We start from the raw sequence: 15826 nt of genomic DNA, 5'->3' as shown, positions 1-15826 counted from the left end.
CCCGGCTGGCCGTCACGCGTAGTCGGCCACCTGTTGCGCCTCGCGCTTGACCTGTTCGATGTCGCGAAACCGCGCGGCCGGATGGGCGTCCGGCAGCCGCGCCGACGCACCGAACAGCTTCTCGCGCAGCGTGCCCGGCGCGTATTCGGTCGGATAGACGCCGCGCCGCTGCAACTCCGGCACGAGGTAGCGCACGATGTCCTCGAAGGTTTCGTGCGCAACGGCATACGCGAGATTGAAGCCGTCGACGTCGGTCGCGGCGACCCATTCCTGCAGGATGTCCGCGACGGTCTGCGCGGAGCCGACGAACACGGGCCCCATCCCGCCGATGCCGCCCCACGCGGCCAGTTCCTCGATCGTCCACGCGGTGTCTCCGCCGGCCAGATGCTCGACGGCCGACACGATCGCGTTCGTCTCGACGCGCCGGACGGGATCGGTCGGCGCGTACTGGCCGAAATCGATGCCGGTCCAGCCGGACATGAACACCAGCGAGCCGTCGTACGACACATAGCGGCGGTACTCGTCGAACTTGGCCTGCGCCTTCTCGTCGGTCTCGTCGACGATCACCGTGACGAGGTTGTAGATCAGCACGTCGTGCGGGTCGCGGCCCGCGGCGGCGGCCTGCGCGCGCACGTCGGCGACATAGCGCGCAAGTTGCGGGCGGGTCGGCGCGGCGACGAACACGCATTCGGCGTGCTGCGCGGCGAACGCCTTGCCGGGGCCGGACGCGCCGGCCTGGAACAGTACCGGCGTGCGCTGCGGCGACGGCTCGCACAGGTGATAGCCGGGCACGTCGAAGAAGCGCCCCTTGTGGCCGATCTCGTGCACCTTCTCCGGATGCGTGAACACGCGGCCGTCGCGATCGCGCACGACCGCGCCGTCTTCCCAGCTGCCTTCGAACAGCTTGTACAGCACCTCGACGTATTCGGCCGCGACCGCATAGCGGTCGTCATGGGTGCGCAGTCCGTTGTCGCCGACATTCTTCGCGCCGCTTTCCAGATAAGACGTGACGATATTCCACGCGAGCCGGCCCTTCGTGTGATGGTCGGCGGTCGACAGCCGGCGCGCGAACGTGTACGGATGCTCGAACGTCGTCGACGCGGTGATGCCGATACCGAGATGCTCGGTCGCCATCGCGATCGGCGCGGCGAGCTGCAGCGGATCGTTGACGGGGATCTGCGCGGCCTGGTGCAGCGCATGGTAGTTGCTGCCCTGGTAGACGTCGTAATAGCCGATCACGTCCGCGATGAAGATCGCGTCGAAGATCCCGCGTTCGAGCACGCGGGCGAGATCGGTCCAGTAGTCGAGATCCTTGTACTGCCACGAACGATCGCGCGGATGCGCCCACAGGCCGGGCGACTGATGGCCGACGCAATTCATCTCGAACGCGTTGAAGCGGATGGTCTTGCTCATCGCGCGGCTCCCGTTTCCGTGCCGGCTTCCGCACCTGCACCGTTGCCGACGCGCCAGACGAACGGCGGCGTGCGTCCGTTGATGACCCAGTCGCCGACGATCCGCGCCTTGTAGACGAGCGGATTGTGCGACGACACCGTCCGCGCGTTGCGCCAGTGACGGTCGAGCGCGGTCGTGCTGCGCGTCGCGGAAGCGCCGAGCGCGTCGAACAGGCGCGTCGCCGCGCGCAGCACGAGTTCCGACACGACGAGCTGGCTCTGCGCGGATTCGATTTCGGCGGTGACGTTGGCGGCATGTTCCGCTTCGTCGTCGCCGCCGAAGCGTGCGAGGTATGCCTGCTGCAGCGGCTGCGCGGCGCGCAGCGTGAGCGCATCGGCCGCATAGGCCCACGATGCGATTTCACCGATCACCTGCTGGAGCTGCGCATCGTCGCCGGCGCGCGCGGCGTTGCCGTGGCTGTACACGCGCGTGCGGCCGCGCACGAGCTCGCCCGCGTCGCGCACGATCGCATGGCCGATGCCGGCCAGCGTGGCGACGTGGAACAGCTGGTAGAACGCGGTCTGGTATTTGAAGCGGCGTGCGAAATCGATCACGTGGTCGGCGTCGACCGCCGCATTCTCGAAGCGCGTCGTGCCGCTGCCGGTCGTTCTCTGGCCGAAGCCGTCCCAGTCGTCTTCGAGTATCACGCCGGGCTGCCCGGTGGCGATCGCGACGATCACGTCGCTGCCGTCCTGTTCGCGCTGCGCGAACACGTCGATCCAGTCCGCGAACAGGCTGCCGGTGCTATAGAACTTCCGGCCGTTCAACACGAGCCGGCCGTTCTGCTCCGATACCTTGGTGATCGTCTGGCCGAGCGGAACGTCGCCGGCCTCCGACCACGCGTTGCCGACGAGCTGGCCGCTCGCGAAACGATCGAACCACGTCGTACGCTGCGGCCCGGGCGGCGCGTTCAGCCAGTCCTCGACGAACGCGAAGTGGCCGCGCAACGCTTGCGGCAGATTGGAATCGGCGGCGGCGAGTTCGGTCAGCAGCCGGAACAGCTGCGGCAGCGATGCGCCGGCGCCGCCGTCACGCACCGGCAGCCGTATCGCGCCGAAGCCGGCGGCCTTGAGCCAGCCGATCGCTTCGTGCGGCAGTTCGCGGCGGCGTTCGCGCTCGGCCGTGCCGGCGGCAATCCGGTCGAAGATCGGCCGGAACCGGCTCGCGAGTGCGTCGTAGTCGGTGCCGGTGGACAATTCGGTATCTGCGTGCGACGAAGTCATGCGGGGTTCCTCGTAGGGCGGGGCCGTTTGCACCGGGAGCCCAGTATAGGAAGCACGGCGCGCGCGTTCCAATAACGGATTCGCAGATCGTTATCGTCGCTGTGCATTACGCCGAACGGCGACGGGAAACGTCGACGCCCGGGCATCGATTGCGACGCCGAAGCGCGGAAGCGGATGCCGTGCCGTGCGATGTCGTTTGTTATCCGAAGGAATATCGTTACGAGAATCGCTCGGTTTGCCGGCCTGCAGCGCGCTGCTAGATTGAATGCTTTCGTGATTCGACAGGAGAGCCCGATGTCAGATACGAGCGCGACGATTCAGGACCGGCCGGCCGACGCAAGACCGCAGGTGGCCCGCGTGATCGCCGATGACGCGCAGGCGATCGCGGTTGCGCAGGCACTCGCGCAGCGGCTGGCCGAAGGGGCGGCCGAGCGGGACCGCGAGCGCCGGCTGCCGCGCGACGAGATCGAATGGTTCTCGCAGTCGGGGCTGTGGGCAATCACGGTGCCGAAGGCCTATGGCGGCGCGGGCGTATCGAACGTGACGCTCACCGAGGTGATCAAGATCGTCGCGGCGGCCGATGCGTCGCTCGGGCAGTTGCCGCAGAACCACTTCGGGCTGGTCGACGTGATCGCGCTGACCGGCACCGACGCACAGAAGCGCCATTTCTTCGCGGAGATCCTGAGCGGCAAGCGCTTCGGCAACGGCTTTTCGGAGAAGGGCACGAAGCACGTGCTCGACCTGAAGACGCGCGTGCGGCGCGACGGCGACGACTATGTCGTCGACGGCACGAAGTTCTATTCGACCGGCGCACTGTTCGCGCACTACGTGCCGGTGCTCGGCCTTGACGATGCGCAGCAGGCGTGGCTCGCCTACATCCCGCAGCCGACGCCGGGGCTGACCGTGATCGACGACTGGTCGGGCTTCGGGCAGCGCACGACCGCGAGCGGCACGGTGGTGCTGGACGGCGTGCGCGTGCCGGCTTCGCATGTGTTGCACGCGCAGCGCGTGTCGGACGAGCCGACGCTCAACGGCCCGCTGTCGCAGATCATCCAGGCGGCGATCGATGCCGGCATCGCGAAGGCCGCGATCGCCGATACGGAGACGTTCGTGCGCACGCGCACGCGGCCGTGGGTCGACAGCGGCGTCGAGCGGGCGGCCGACGATCCGTTGATCGTCCGCGAGATCGGCCGTCTGCATATCCAGCTGCATGCGGCGGAAGCGCTGCTCGAACGCGCGGCGCGCACGCTCGACGAGATCGGCGCGCGCGGCACGGTGACCGACGACGATGTCGCGCGTGCATCGGTCGCGATCGGCGAGGCGAAGGTGCTGACGACCGAGATCGCGCTGCTCGCGGGCGAGAAGCTGTTCGAGCTGGCGGGCACGCAGTCGACGCTCGCCGAACACAATCTCGACCGGCACTGGCGCAATGCGCGCACGCACACGCTGCATGATCCGGTGCGGTGGAAGTATCACCTCGTCGGCAACTACTACCTGAACGGCGTGCGGCCGGCGCGGCATGCGTGGAATTGAATCGGGTGCGAGTCAGCGCGACAGCGCAGCGCGCGCCTTGCGCCGCCGACACCGGCGCAGCGCAGGAAGCGGCGTCAGGTGATCATTGTGCGGTTGCCTGACGCGTCGGCCGGCTCCATTACTTCACGCATTCCAGCGCGTACTTCAACCCCGACCCGAGCACCCCGCGCCACACGTCCCACGTGTGCCCGCCATCGACGATGCGCAGTTCGGCCGGGTTCTGCGCGCGGCGCAGGTGGGTGTACAGCACGCTCGATTCGGCCTGGATCGTCAGGTCGTCGTCGCCGGCCGCGATGAACATCGGCACGCGCCAGTTGCGCGCGAAATAGCCGTGCATCAGGGACGGATAGTTCAGCTCGTGCCACACGCGCGGGTCGAACTGCCGGTCGCCGAACACGCCGACATAGCGCGCGGCGGAATTGAGCGGCGGCTCGTTCGCGTAGATCGCGGGGCTCAGCAGCATCGCGCCGCAGAACAGGCCCGGTTCGAGCAGCGAGAAACGCAGCGCGCCGAAGCCGCCCATCGACACGCCGCCGATCGCGCGGCCCGCGCGCTGGTTCGACACCGCGAAGTGCGCTTCGACTTCCGGCAGCAGGTCGTTCAGGAACGCGCTCTGCATCTTCTCCTTGCGGTCGACGTACCAGTCGGTGCCGCCTTGCGGCATCACGATCACGACGGGCGGGATCTCGCGGCGCTCGATCAGCGTGTCGGCCGTGGCCTGCAGCCGGCCCTGAGTGATCCAGTCGTTCGCATTGCCGGCATTGCCGTGCAGCAGGTACAGCACCGGGTAGCGCGCGCCTTCCGGGTTGTAGCCGGGCGGCAGGTAGACCGTGTACGACCAGTCGCGCTTCAGCGACACCGACCGGAACGCGCGCAGCACGACGCTGCTGCCCGGATTGACCGGCGGCTCCTGGGTGGCCGGCGCGACCGTTGCGGGCGGGACGATCGCGGGCGCGGACGTCGCCGGCGCAGCCGCGGGCCCGCCCGGCGTGGCGTGGGCGGTGGCGATGGAGCCGGCGATCAGGGCGGCGGCGAACGGAAGGGCGAGTCGGCGCATGGCGAAGCGTTTCAGGAGAGGCGCCCGCTATCGTAGCAGCGGCGCGTGACGGCGCGGCACGTCATCGCCGCGTACGGAACGGGAACGGCAGCCGCGACACCAGCGGCGCATAGAGCTTCGCGACGAGATAAAGCAGCCCGATTGCAACGATGTCGGCGGTCAGGCCGAGCGGCACGTCCAGATAGCCTTCGGTCGCCTGGTAGAGCAGCGAGTCGACCGCGAGCGAGATGCCGGTGCCGGCGACGAAGCACAGCAGCCCCTGGCGGCCGATCGTGCCGATCCACGGCATCGCGTGCGCGACCTTCTTCATCCACCCGAGGTGCACGAGCTTGGCCGCGAGCCACGCGATCGCGAGGAAGTTCGCGAGCCGCAGCACGCCGAGGTTCTGCTTGATCGACGGATCGGTCGGGAACGGCTCGATGCGCAGCCGGTAGTACGCGCCGGCCGCGACGATCGCGAGCGACACGGCCGTCAGCAGCCAGCCCTGCGGTTTCGGCGCGAGCGTCTGGTAGACGGGCTGGCAGCGCGCGATCACGCCGAGCACGAACAGGAACTGCCACGCGAACGGGTTGAAGTCCCACGGCGCGCCTTCGACGGTCGGCAAGAAGCGCGCGACGTGCGGCGCCGCGTACCAGAGCGAGCCGCTGAACGCGAGCATCAGCCACGGCTGGGTGCGCGCGAGCGGCAGCGCGAGCGGGACGAGCAGCGCGAAGAACGCATACATCGGCAGCACCGACGCGAGATACGGCTGGCGGCGGAACAGCAGGATGTCGCGCAGCGCGGCGAGCGGCTTGTGGAGCAGGCCGTCGAGATCGTTGGTCGGCATGTTCGGGCCGTCGATCGAGAACGCGTTCAGCGCGGCGGTGATCAGCAGCATCAGGCCGGCCGTCACGAGGAATGCGCGGTAGATCTCGAACGCACGGCGGATGAAACGCTGGCGCGCGGCGGCCTCGTCGTGGCGCTCGGCGAGCGAGTTGTACGCGATGGCGGTCGCGAAGCCGCCGAGGAACACGAACACCTCGGCCGCATCGCACAGCGCGTACGCATGCAGCGTCACGCGCGACAGGATGCTGCCGCCGATGTGGTCGACGACGATCACCAGCAGCACGAGGCCGCGGAAGAAATCGAGCTCGGCGTAGCGGCCGGCCCGGGCGGCGGCGGTCATCGGGCCGCCTCCCGGCGCGCGCCGCGTGCGCGGCCGGCACCTGCCGCGCATGAATCGGGGTGAAGCATGAATTCGTGAAGAAATGACGAACGGATGCGCATTGTGCCACCGATGCGGTGCCGTCCGGGTTTACGCGGATGGCGGGCCGGCCGGCCGTTGCCGATAAGCCTGGTCATGCCATCGGAAGAACAGGGCAGTTGGACGAGCGCAACGCTTTGCTTGCCGCGCCCACGCCCCGATGGACGGGCGGTTTGCGACGTGACACCATTTTGTCCTCGCGGCCGCACACCGCGCAGTCCGCCCTGCGGGCCACCTCTATAAAACAGACCAAACAATCGCCGGGCGAATGGCCTGCCCGGCACCCGGCTCCGGAGATCCGTCATGAAGAAGCACGTCATTTTTGCCGCCGCGCTGGCCGCTTTCGCCGCGCCGGCCTTCGCGCAGGACAGCGTGACGCTGTACGGCCTGATCGACGAGGGCTTCAACTACACGAACAACGTGAACGTGAACGGGGTCGGAAAAACGAATTACCAGCTGGCGAGCGGCTATGCGCAGGGCAGCCGCTGGGGCCTGAAGGGCAGCGAGGACCTGGGTGGCGGGCTGAAGGCGATCTTCACGCTGGAAAACGGCTTCGACGTGAACAACGGCCGGCTCAACCAGGGCGGCCGGATGTTCGGCCGCCAGGCGTTCGTCGGGCTGAGCGCCTCGCGCTTCGGCACGCTGACCTTCGGCCGCCAGTACGATGCCGTCGTCGACTATCTCGCGCCGCTCACCGCGAACGGCAACTGGGGCGGCACGCTGTTCTCGCACCCGTTCGACAACGACAACACGGACAACTCGTTCCGCGTCAACAACACGGTCAAGTACGCGAGCCCCGACTGGAACGGGCTGTCGTTCGGCGGCACCTACAGCTTCAGCAACAGCACGGGTTTCTCGACCAACCGCCAGTACAGCATCGGCGCGCAGTATTCGCTGGCCGGGCTGCAGGTCGCGGCCGCGTACCTGCAGGCGAACAGCCCGGGCGTCGGCAGCGCGGGCGCGATCGCGGCCGACGACGCGAACTTCGTCGCCGACCGCCTGCGGATCTTCGGCGGCGGCATCAACTATACGTTCGGTGCGGCGACGGTCGGCTTCGTCTATACGAAGACCGACGTGAAGAACCCGGTGTCGACCGTCTACCTGCCGGCGTCGACGTTCGACGGCCTCGGGCTCACGGCCACCAAGTTCCAGAATTTCGAGATCAACGGCAAGTACCAGCTCACGCCCGACTTCTATCTCGGCGCGCAGTACGTGTACACCGACGGCAAGTTCGACGCCACGGCCGGTTCGTTCAAGCCGAAGTACCACACCGTCGGGCTGATGGCCGACTACAGCTTGTCCAAGCGCACCGACGTCTACCTGCAGGGCGCATGGCAGAAGGTCGCCGGCGACAAGACGGGCACCGCGGCAGACGGCGGCTACGTGGTCGGGACGGACGGTCCGTCGTCGTCGGCGAACCAGTTCGCGGTGCGCGCCGCGATCCGCCACAAGTTTTGATGCGCTTGACCGGCCGGCGCCCGGGGCGGGTTGCCCCGGTGCCGGCCGTCGTCATTGCGCCCGGTGCGCGTCGTCGAGCGTGTGCGCGAGCCAGTCGACGAAGATCCGCACGCGCGGCGCCAGATGCCGGCCGTTCGGAAACACGACCGACACCGGCAGCGGCGCCGCATGCCATTCCGGCAGCACCTCGACCAGCGAGCCGTCTTCCAGCAGCGGCGCGAGCCCGTCACGCGGCGCCTGGATCAGCCCGAGGCCCGCGAGGCAGCACGCGAGATACGCGTGCGAGCTGTTCACCGCGACCACGCTGCGCATCTTCACGGTCTGCAGCGCGCCGGAATCCATGTCCGCATATTCCCAGTCCAGCTCGCGGCCCGTGCGGCTCGAGAAATAGCCGACCGCGACGTGGTCGGGCAGATCGTCCGGCGAGCGCGGCGTGCCGTATCGCGCAAGATACGCGGGCGACGCACAGTTGATCTGCGCCATCTCGCCGACGCGCCGCGCGACCAGCGACGTGTCGGACAGCATGCCGACCCGCACCGCGCAGTCGATCCCGTCGGCGACGAGATCGACGAAGCGGTCGGTCGTGCTCAGCACGACGCGCAGGTCGGGATAGTGTGCGTGGAAATCCGGCAGCGCCGGAATCACCTTGTTCAGCGCAAAGCGCTCGGGGAGGTCGACGCGGATCAGGCCGCGCGGCGACGCACCGGCTTCGTCGAACAGCGTCTCGGCGTCGTCCAGGTCGGCCAGCAGCCGCGTGCAACGCTCGTAGTAGGTCGCGCCTTCCGCGGTCAGCGCGACCCGCCGCGTCGTCCGCTGCAACAGGCGCACCTTCAGGTGCTTCTCCAGGTACTGAACGGCATTGCTGACGGTCGGGCGCGGCAATTGCAACTGCTCGGCGGCTTTCGTGAAGCTGCCGAGGTGGGCGACGCGCGCAAAGATGCGCATTGCATGCAGATGGTCCATGCGGGGCGGAAACGTGGCGGATCGGGACAGGCTCCATTGTTAATCAGCGTCGAATGATTTGGTTGGGCGTTTCGCGTTTATCGCGCGCCGCGTTACGCCCAGAATCCGGTTCATTCACTCACCACCGCGAGGAAACGGACATGGACAAGCGTCAACTGGGCCGCACGGGCCCGCAGGTGTCGGCGATCGGGCTCGGCTGCATGGGGATGTCGGATCTCTACGGGCCGGCGGATCGCGACGAAAGCATCGCGACGCTGCACGCGGCGCTCGACAACGGGATCACGCTGCTCGATACGGGCGACTTCTACGGGATGGGCGACAACGAGATGCTGATCCGCGACGCGCTGCGCGGCCGCACGCGCGACCAGGTGCTGATCAGCGTGAAGTTCGGCGCGCTGCGCGATCCGGCCGGCGCGTTCGTCGGCTACGACGCGCGGCCGCAGGCGATCCGTAATTTCGTCGCGTATTCGCTGAAGCGGCTCGGCACCGACCACATCGACATCTACCGGCCGGCGCGCGTCGATCCGGCGGTGCCGATCGAAGAGACGGTCGGGGCGATCGCCGATCTCGTGAAGGCCGGCTACGTGCGTCACATCGGCCTGTCGGAGGTCGGTGCCGATACGATCCGCCGCGCGGCGGCCGTCGCGCCGATCGCCGACCTGCAGATCGAATACTCGCTGCTGTCGCGCGGGATCGAGACGGACATCCTGCCCGTGTGCCGCGAACTCGGGATCGGCGTGACGGCCTACGGCGTGCTGTCGCGCGGGCTGCTCGGCGGCGGTTGGAGCGCGGCGCGGCAGGGCGAGAGCGATTTCCGCGCGGCCAGCCCGCGGTTCCAGGGCGAGAACCTCGCGCACAACCTCGCGCTGGTCGACGCGCTGCGCGCGATCGCCGACGAGAAGGGCAGCAACCCGGCGCAGATCGCGATCGCGTGGGCGCTGTCGCGCGGCGACGACATCGTGCCGCTGATCGGCGCGCGCAAGCGCACGCAACTCCAGGACGCGCTTCAGGCATCCAAATCGCAACTAACGGTCGATGATCTCGCTCGCATCGAAACGGCGGTTCCCGCCGGGGCGGCTGCCGGCGAGCGTTATCCCGCCGCGCAGATGGCGCACCTCGACAGCGAGCAGGGACGGGGGCCGGCGCACGGCGCCTGAACGGCGCGCATGGCGGGGCGACGGGGTGACGGGATGGCGGGGTGAAAGGCCCCGCCGGGCGGGCCCGAGCCAGCCTCAGGCAAAGCCAGATGGCCGACGGCGTGACGGTGGTTCACCATCGGCGCCGTATTCAACCGGACGGAACACCCGCCATGCAAACGCATACGCTGACGATCATCGTGCTGGTCTTTCTGCTCGCCGGCGCGGTCAAGGGCATGATCGGCCTCGGGCTGCCGACGATCGCGATGGGGCTGCTGACGCTCGCGATGCCGCCGTCGGCCGCCGCGAGCCTGCTGCTCGTGCCGTCGTTCATCACCAACGTGTGGCAGTTGTGGCTCGGCCCGTCGTTCGGGCCATTGCTGCGGCGTTTGTGGCCGCTGCTCGCCGCGCTGACGCTCGGCACGCTGACGGGCGGGCTGCCCGCGCTCGCGGCCGGCAGCGCGTGGACCCGCGCGGCACTCGGCATCGTGCTGGTCGCGTACGGCGGCTGGGGGCTCGCCGCCGCGCGGCTGCCCGCGCCGGGCCGTCACGAAAAGTGGCTGTCGGCCGCGGTCGGCTACCTGACGGGTGTCGTGACGGCCGCGACCGGCGTGTTCGTCGTGCCGGCCGTGCCGTATCTGCAGGCGCTGCGCCTGTCGAAAGACGAGCTGATCCAGGCGCTCGGGTTGTCGTTTACCGCGTCGACGATCGCGCTCGGCCTGCAGTTGCGCGTGACGGGCGCGCTGCAGACGGTCGATCTCGGCGTATCGGCGCTGGCACTCGTGCCGGCACTGGCGGGGATGATCGGCGGGCAGTACGCGCGGCGCGTGATGAGCGAGAAGGCGTTCAAGCGCTGCTTCTTCGTCGGGATGATCGCGCTCGGCGCCTATATGGCCGTGTCGGGGCTGCGCTAAGCCGTGACGGCCGCCAGCGTCACAGCTGCGCTTCGATCGCGGCCTTGTCGATCACCGACCAGACCTGCCGGATCCTGCCGTCATGAAATTCATAGAACACGTTCTCGGCGAACGTGACGCGCGTGCCGTCGACGGCGAGCCCCATGAAGGTCCCTTTCGGCGCACAGGCGAAGCGCAGCCGGCATGCGATGCGCGGCGGTTCGCTCACGAGCAGCCGGACCTCGAAATGGAGATCCGGAATGTCGCGGAAATCCTGCTCCAGCAGCGCGCGATAGCCGGCCAGGCCGAGCGGCCGGTCGTTGTGGATCACGTTGTCGGCGACGTACCGGCCGAGCGCCGGCCAGTCCTGCCGGTTCAGGCAGTCGATGTAGGCGCGATAGTGCATCGCGAGTTCGGGTCCGGTCATGGCTGCGATGTCTCCTCGGGTATCGCCCGGCTGTTGCGGAGCGCGCGACGTTCAGCGTGGTGGCATGTCGCCCGACAGATACGACACGAACGCCTGCGTGTATTTCGGCAGCGCATCGAACGAGCGCGCGCAGAGCGTCAGCTTGCGGTGGCTCCACGCATCGGACAGCTCGACGAGCCGCACGTCCATCGTCTGCATCGCGCGTTCGGCCGCATGGCGCGACACGATGCCGATCCCCACGCCGCTTGCGATCACGCGGCAGATCGCATCGAAACTCTTCAGCTGCACACGGTAGCGGATCCGCTTGCCGAGCGCACGCGCCTGGTCCGCCAGATGGACCTGCAGCGCGCTGCCGTCGGTCAGCCCGATGAAGTCCGCGTCGGCGATCTCGTCGAACGCGACCTTGTCGCGCGCGGCGAGCGGATGACCGGCCGGCACGACCGCGATCAGCCAGTCCTCTCTGAACGGCTTCTGTTCGAGCCCGCCGAGCCCGACCGAATCGGCGACGATGCCGACCTCGGCCGTCCTGTTGCGGATCGCATGCACGATTTCCTGGCTCGAGCGCTCCTCGACGCTGATCGACAGTTTCGGATGAAGCGGCAGATACGCGGCGAGCGCGTCGGGCAGGTATTCGCTCAGCGACGCCGTGTTGCACAGCAGCCGGATATGCCCGCGCAGCCCCTGGCCGTATTGCTGCAACTCGCCGCGCATGTGGTCGATCTGCTGCAGCACCGTGCGCGCGTGGTGCTCGAGCGCGCGGCCGGCGTCGGTTACCTGCGCACCCGACTTGGTCCGGTGCAGCAGCGGCACGCCGAGCTCGTCCTCCATCCCGCGGATGCGCTCGCTGGCGGCCTGCAGCGTGATGTGGGTGCGCTCGGCGCCGCCCGTGATCGTGCCGGCCTCGCAGATGTTCAGGAAGAGCCGCAGGTCGGTCAGGTCGAAGCGCATGATCGGTGGGGGCGCGTAAGGATGGGTATGGCCGATAAGTTAGCAGGAACCGCCGCACCGGTCTCAGGCTGGGCCTGAGACCCCGTTCGCCGGTTCCGCATTTTCGGGGCGGGATCGATGCCGGATCATGGCCGCATATCAACCGGGGGAGACTGTCATGCGGGTCGATTCGTCGTGGGGCGTGTCGTTCAAGATCGCGCTGCACGTGCTGTTCCTGTGCATCGGCATCGCGTGGGCCTGCGCGGAGCTGGTCGACTGGCTGCGTTGAGCGGGCGGGCGGCGCGGGCCGCAGCGGCTGGCCCGCGCGGTCACGCGCGCAATGAAAGCTGTTCGAAATAATCGGCGCATCGCGAAATTTCTTCCGCATCGCCCATCCAATACCGTCAAGTTTTTCCGAATCCGACCGTATTCCCGGTAACAAGCGTTTGCCGGCGCCCGGTTCGTGATCGTTTGTCATCATTGTTTGCATCCGGTTACACGTCGGCCGTTCCGTTTTTGAGATGCTTGAAAGATTGTCAAACCGGAGTCGATCGTCCATGAAACAGCGCGAGATTTGCCGCAAGTCGGCGTGGCTGTCCGGCCTGGCCGCGGTGCTCGTCATGGCCGGTTGCGCCAGCACGCCGTCCGTCCCGCCGAGCGATACGCTGGCGGGTTCGCCGTCGGGCCAGCTCGCCGCCGCGCCGGCGGCCACGCCCGCGGCGCCGCCGGCGCCCATTCTCGTCGCGCAGAAGTACGTGGTGAAACGCGGTGACACGCTGTCGGGCATCGCGTCCGCCAACGATTGCAGCGTCGCCGACCTGCGGACCTGGAACAAGCTCGACGGGCGCGGCCGGCTGCGCATGGGGCAGGTGCTGCGCATCGTCCGGCAGCAGCCGTTGCAGGCGCCGGGCGCGCCCGCCAGCGCGCAGGCGGCCGTGCCGGCCGCCGCGAACAATGCGGCGGGCGCCGCGCAGGCGAGCGCGTCGACGGCGAGCGACCGGCAGGTCGTGAAGGAAACCCGGCGGCATGCGGGCGCGGTGGCGCTCAAATGGCCCGCGCAGGGCAAGATCGTCGATGCATTCAAGCCGGGGCAGAACCGCGGCATCCAGATCGCCGGCCGGCCGGGTGACCCGGTTCGCGCGGCCGCCGACGGCCGCGTGATGTACGCGGGCAGCGGCCTGAACGATTACGGCACCTTGATCATCGTTCAGCACAACGCCGATTTCCTCACGGCCTATGCGCACAACCGCAAGCTGCTCGTGAAGACCGGCGATATCGTGCGCCAGGGTGACGAGATCGCCGAGATGGGCGACCTCGACAACTCGCGGGTCGCGCTGCTGTTCGAAGTGCGGCGCGACGGCAAGCCCGTCAATCCGATGCCGTACCTGCCTTCGTCGCAAGGCTGACGCGGGCCGCGCGCGCTGCTACGCTAGGGTCTGTTCATGTGAGTCCCGCCGCATGCGGGGCCGACGGACGTCTTCGGGGATGCGCGGCGAAGCCGTCGCGAGCCGGCCGTCGGCGTGAACACGCGCGCATCGCCGATGCGCGCGTGCGTTGCTCCGTGCCACCGTTTCCGACCGAACAGCCTTCATCCATGGAACACTCTCCGACACGCCGCTCGCTGTTGCTCGCCGCCGTCGCCGCGCCGTTCGTCGCCGCGTGCTCGTCGGCGCCCGTCGCCGACCAGGGGCGCGCCCACGTCGCCCAGGCCGAACTCGCCGCGCTCGAAAAAGCGTCGAACGGCCGGCTGGGCGTCGCCGCACTCGATACATCGAAAGGCACGCGCATCGCGCATCACGCGCGCGAGCGCTTTCCGCTGTGCGGCACCTATGCGGTCACCGCCGCCGCCGCGATACTCGCGCGCGGTTCGCTCGACGCATCGCTGCTGCCGCGCCGCATCCTGTACCGCCGCTACGAGGTCGTGGCCGGGTCGCCGGTGACGGAAAGCCATGTGGATACGGGGATGACGATCGCGCAGCTCTGCACGGCGCTGCTGCAGTCGGGCGACAAGGGCGCGGGGAACCTGTTGATGGGCGTGCTCGGCGGCCCGCAGGCCGTCACGTCGTTCGCGCATGAAAGCGGCGATACCGCGTTCCGGCTCGACCGCTGGGAACCCGAACTGAACCAGGCCGCGCCCGGCGACGAGCGCGATACGTCGACGCCGGTGGCGATGGTCGACATGCTGCAGCGGCTGCTGCTCGGCGACACGCTGCGCGAGCCGCAGCGTGCGCAGCTCACCGAATGGATGACCGGCGGCGCGACCGGGATCGCGGCCGGCGTGCCGCCCGGCTGGCGCATTGCCGGCAAAACCGGCACCGGCGGCTACGGCACGACGACCGACGTCGCGGTGCTGTGGCCGCCGTCACGCGCGCCGATCGTGCTGGCCGTGTCGTTCACGCAGCCGCGTGCCGACGCGGCGGCACGCGCGGACGTCGTCGCGTCGGCGGCGCGCATCGCGGCGGGTGCGCTTGTCCCCACGACCTGAGCGCCCGGCGCACCTCGCGTAAAGCCGGCGTTTGGCTTATCGTGTCGATCAGCGCGCGCCGGTGTCGACGCGCGGTCCTGCCGCGCCGTCGTTCAGCGCGGTCGATCCGCGATCCGCGGTCCGTTTACCCGCCTTACACGCTTCGTCATGCGCCGACTTCCGCCCCTGCACGCGCTGCAGATCTTCTCGACCGTGGCTCGCCACCGCAGCTTCACGCGCGCGGCCGAGCAGCTGTGCCTCACGCAGGGCGCGGTGAGCCGGCAGATCCTGACACTCGAGGCGCACTACGGCTTTCCGTTGTTCAAGCGGCACGCGAAGGGCCTCACGCTGACGGCGGAGGGCGAGCAATTGCTGCCGGTCGTCAACGAGAGCTTCGCGCGGATCGAGGACATCTCGATGAAGCTCACGCGGCAGCGCACCGATCTCGCGCTGAAGGTGCCGACCTGCGTGATGCGCTGGATGCTGCCGCGCATCATGCGCTTCCAGGGCGAGCATCCCGATCTCCACGTGCAGATCACGACCGCGTGGCAGCACGTCGTCGATTTCTCGACCGAGCCGTTCGATGCGGCGGTCGTCTATGGCACGTCGCCGGGCGCGGGCGTGTTCGCGCTGCCGCTGTTCGACGAGCGGCTGACGCCGGTGTGCGCACCCGAGCTGCGGCACGCGACGCCGCTCGATGCGGTCGGCGATCTCGCGCGCCATACGCTGCTGCATCCGACGCGCGACCATCGCGACTGGCGCGCGTGGCTCGATTACGCGGGTGAGCGTGCCGTCGACGCGGAGCGCGGCCCGACCTTCGACACGCTCGATCTCGCGACGAACGCGGCGATGCAGGGCTTCGGCGTCGCGATCGGCGACGTGACGCTCGTCGACGACGACGTCAGCGTGCGCCGGCTCGAACGGCCGTTCGACATCGTGCTCGAGACCGGCGCCCGCTATTTCTTCGTCTATCCCGAGAGCATCGGCAGCCAGCAGAAGATTCGCGCGTTCAGCGACTGGATCGCCAGCCATCGCGACTGACGCGCGACG

At 68.7% G+C, this 15826-nt stretch carries 14 protein-coding genes; 7 read left to right on the top strand and 7 right to left on the bottom strand.

Features of this window, described 5'->3' with window-relative positions; all coding sequences use genetic code 11:
• Nucleotides 1-12 precede the first annotated feature (12 nt).
• Nucleotides 13-1413, bottom strand: coding sequence for an LLM class flavin-dependent oxidoreductase (locus U4Y91_RS24825; RefSeq protein WP_321807294.1), 1401 nt, complete (start codon nt 1411-1413; stop codon nt 13-15).
• The gene (locus U4Y91_RS24820; protein ID WP_321807293.1) at nt 1410-2675 is read right to left on the bottom strand and encodes an acyl-CoA dehydrogenase family protein; all 1266 of its coding nucleotides are present in this window, start codon (nt 2673-2675) and stop codon (nt 1410-1412) included. The genes U4Y91_RS24825 and U4Y91_RS24820 overlap by 4 nt, the downstream gene beginning before the upstream one ends.
• A 294-nt stretch (nt 2676-2969) precedes the next feature.
• Between U4Y91_RS24820 and U4Y91_RS24815 the strand changes: the two genes are divergently transcribed.
• A complete protein-coding gene (locus U4Y91_RS24815) occupies nt 2970-4208 on the top strand; it encodes an SfnB family sulfur acquisition oxidoreductase (protein ID WP_321807292.1) in 1239 nt (412 codons plus the stop codon).
• Nucleotides 4209-4326: 118 nt separating this feature from the next.
• On the opposite strand, the gene U4Y91_RS24810 is transcribed toward U4Y91_RS24815, so the two are convergent.
• Nucleotides 4327-5265 carry an alpha/beta hydrolase gene (locus tag U4Y91_RS24810; RefSeq protein WP_321807291.1) on the bottom strand — a complete coding sequence of 313 codons (939 nt, stop codon included), beginning with the start codon at nt 5263-5265 and terminating at the stop codon, nt 4327-4329.
• A 61-nt stretch (nt 5266-5326) separates the two neighbouring features.
• Nucleotides 5327-6430: an OpgC domain-containing protein gene (locus tag U4Y91_RS24805; protein WP_321807290.1), complete on the bottom strand. Its 1104-nt coding sequence runs from the start codon at nt 6428-6430 to the stop codon at nt 5327-5329.
• Between the two features lie 381 nt (nt 6431-6811).
• Here U4Y91_RS24805 and U4Y91_RS24800 point away from each other — a divergent pair, with 381 nt between their 5' ends.
• The gene (locus U4Y91_RS24800; RefSeq protein WP_321807289.1) at nt 6812-7966 is read left to right on the top strand and encodes a porin; all 1155 of its coding nucleotides are present in this window, start codon (nt 6812-6814) and stop codon (nt 7964-7966) included.
• A 51-nt stretch (nt 7967-8017) separates the two neighbouring features.
• Here the strand turns inward: U4Y91_RS24800 and U4Y91_RS24795 are convergent, their stop codons facing one another.
• Nucleotides 8018-8929, bottom strand: coding sequence for a LysR family transcriptional regulator (locus U4Y91_RS24795; protein WP_321807288.1), 912 nt, complete (start codon nt 8927-8929; stop codon nt 8018-8020).
• Between the two features lie 140 nt (nt 8930-9069).
• On the opposite strand from U4Y91_RS24795, the gene U4Y91_RS24790 reads away from it, so the two are divergent.
• Both U4Y91_RS24790 and U4Y91_RS24785 read left to right on the top strand, forming a co-directional pair.
• Nucleotides 9070-10086, top strand: coding sequence for an aldo/keto reductase (locus U4Y91_RS24790; RefSeq protein ID WP_321807287.1), 1017 nt, complete (start codon nt 9070-9072; stop codon nt 10084-10086).
• 152 nt (nt 10087-10238) lie between these two features.
• Nucleotides 10239-10979, top strand: coding sequence for a sulfite exporter TauE/SafE family protein (locus U4Y91_RS24785; protein ID WP_321807286.1), 741 nt, complete (start codon nt 10239-10241; stop codon nt 10977-10979).
• A 19-nt stretch (nt 10980-10998) separates the two neighbouring features.
• Here U4Y91_RS24785 and U4Y91_RS24780 read toward each other — a convergent pair whose 3' ends face one another.
• A complete protein-coding gene (locus U4Y91_RS24780; protein WP_321807285.1) occupies nt 10999-11385 on the bottom strand; it encodes an ester cyclase in 387 nt (128 codons plus the stop codon).
• Nucleotides 11386-11436: 51 nt separating this feature from the next.
• A complete protein-coding gene (locus tag U4Y91_RS24775; RefSeq protein WP_124488124.1) occupies nt 11437-12333 on the bottom strand; it encodes a LysR family transcriptional regulator in 897 nt (298 codons plus the stop codon).
• A gap of 536 nt (nt 12334-12869) precedes the next feature.
• On the opposite strand from U4Y91_RS24775, the gene U4Y91_RS24770 reads away from it, so the two are divergent.
• From U4Y91_RS24770 to U4Y91_RS24760, 3 genes are all read left to right on the top strand, one after another.
• Entirely contained in the window at nt 12870-13718 is an 849-nt protein-coding gene (locus U4Y91_RS24770; RefSeq protein ID WP_321807284.1) for a peptidoglycan DD-metalloendopeptidase family protein, read from the top strand.
• Nucleotides 13719-13906: 188 nt separating this feature from the next.
• Entirely contained in the window at nt 13907-14797 is an 891-nt protein-coding gene (gene bla / locus U4Y91_RS24765) for a class A beta-lactamase (protein ID WP_321807283.1), read from the top strand.
• Nucleotides 14798-14944: 147 nt separating this feature from the next.
• Nucleotides 14945-15817 carry a LysR substrate-binding domain-containing protein gene (locus U4Y91_RS24760; RefSeq protein ID WP_321807282.1) on the top strand — a complete coding sequence of 291 codons (873 nt, stop codon included), beginning with the start codon at nt 14945-14947 and terminating at the stop codon, nt 15815-15817.
• The last annotated feature ends 9 nt before the right edge of the window (nt 15818-15826 follow it).

The sequence above is a fragment of the Burkholderia sp. BCC1993 genome (genome assembly GCF_905339865.1).
Taxonomy (GTDB): Bacteria; Pseudomonadota; Gammaproteobacteria; order Burkholderiales; family Burkholderiaceae; genus Burkholderia.
The sequence above is the reverse complement of the archived record's forward strand: the minus strand, read 5'-3'. Positions and strand labels throughout refer to the sequence as shown.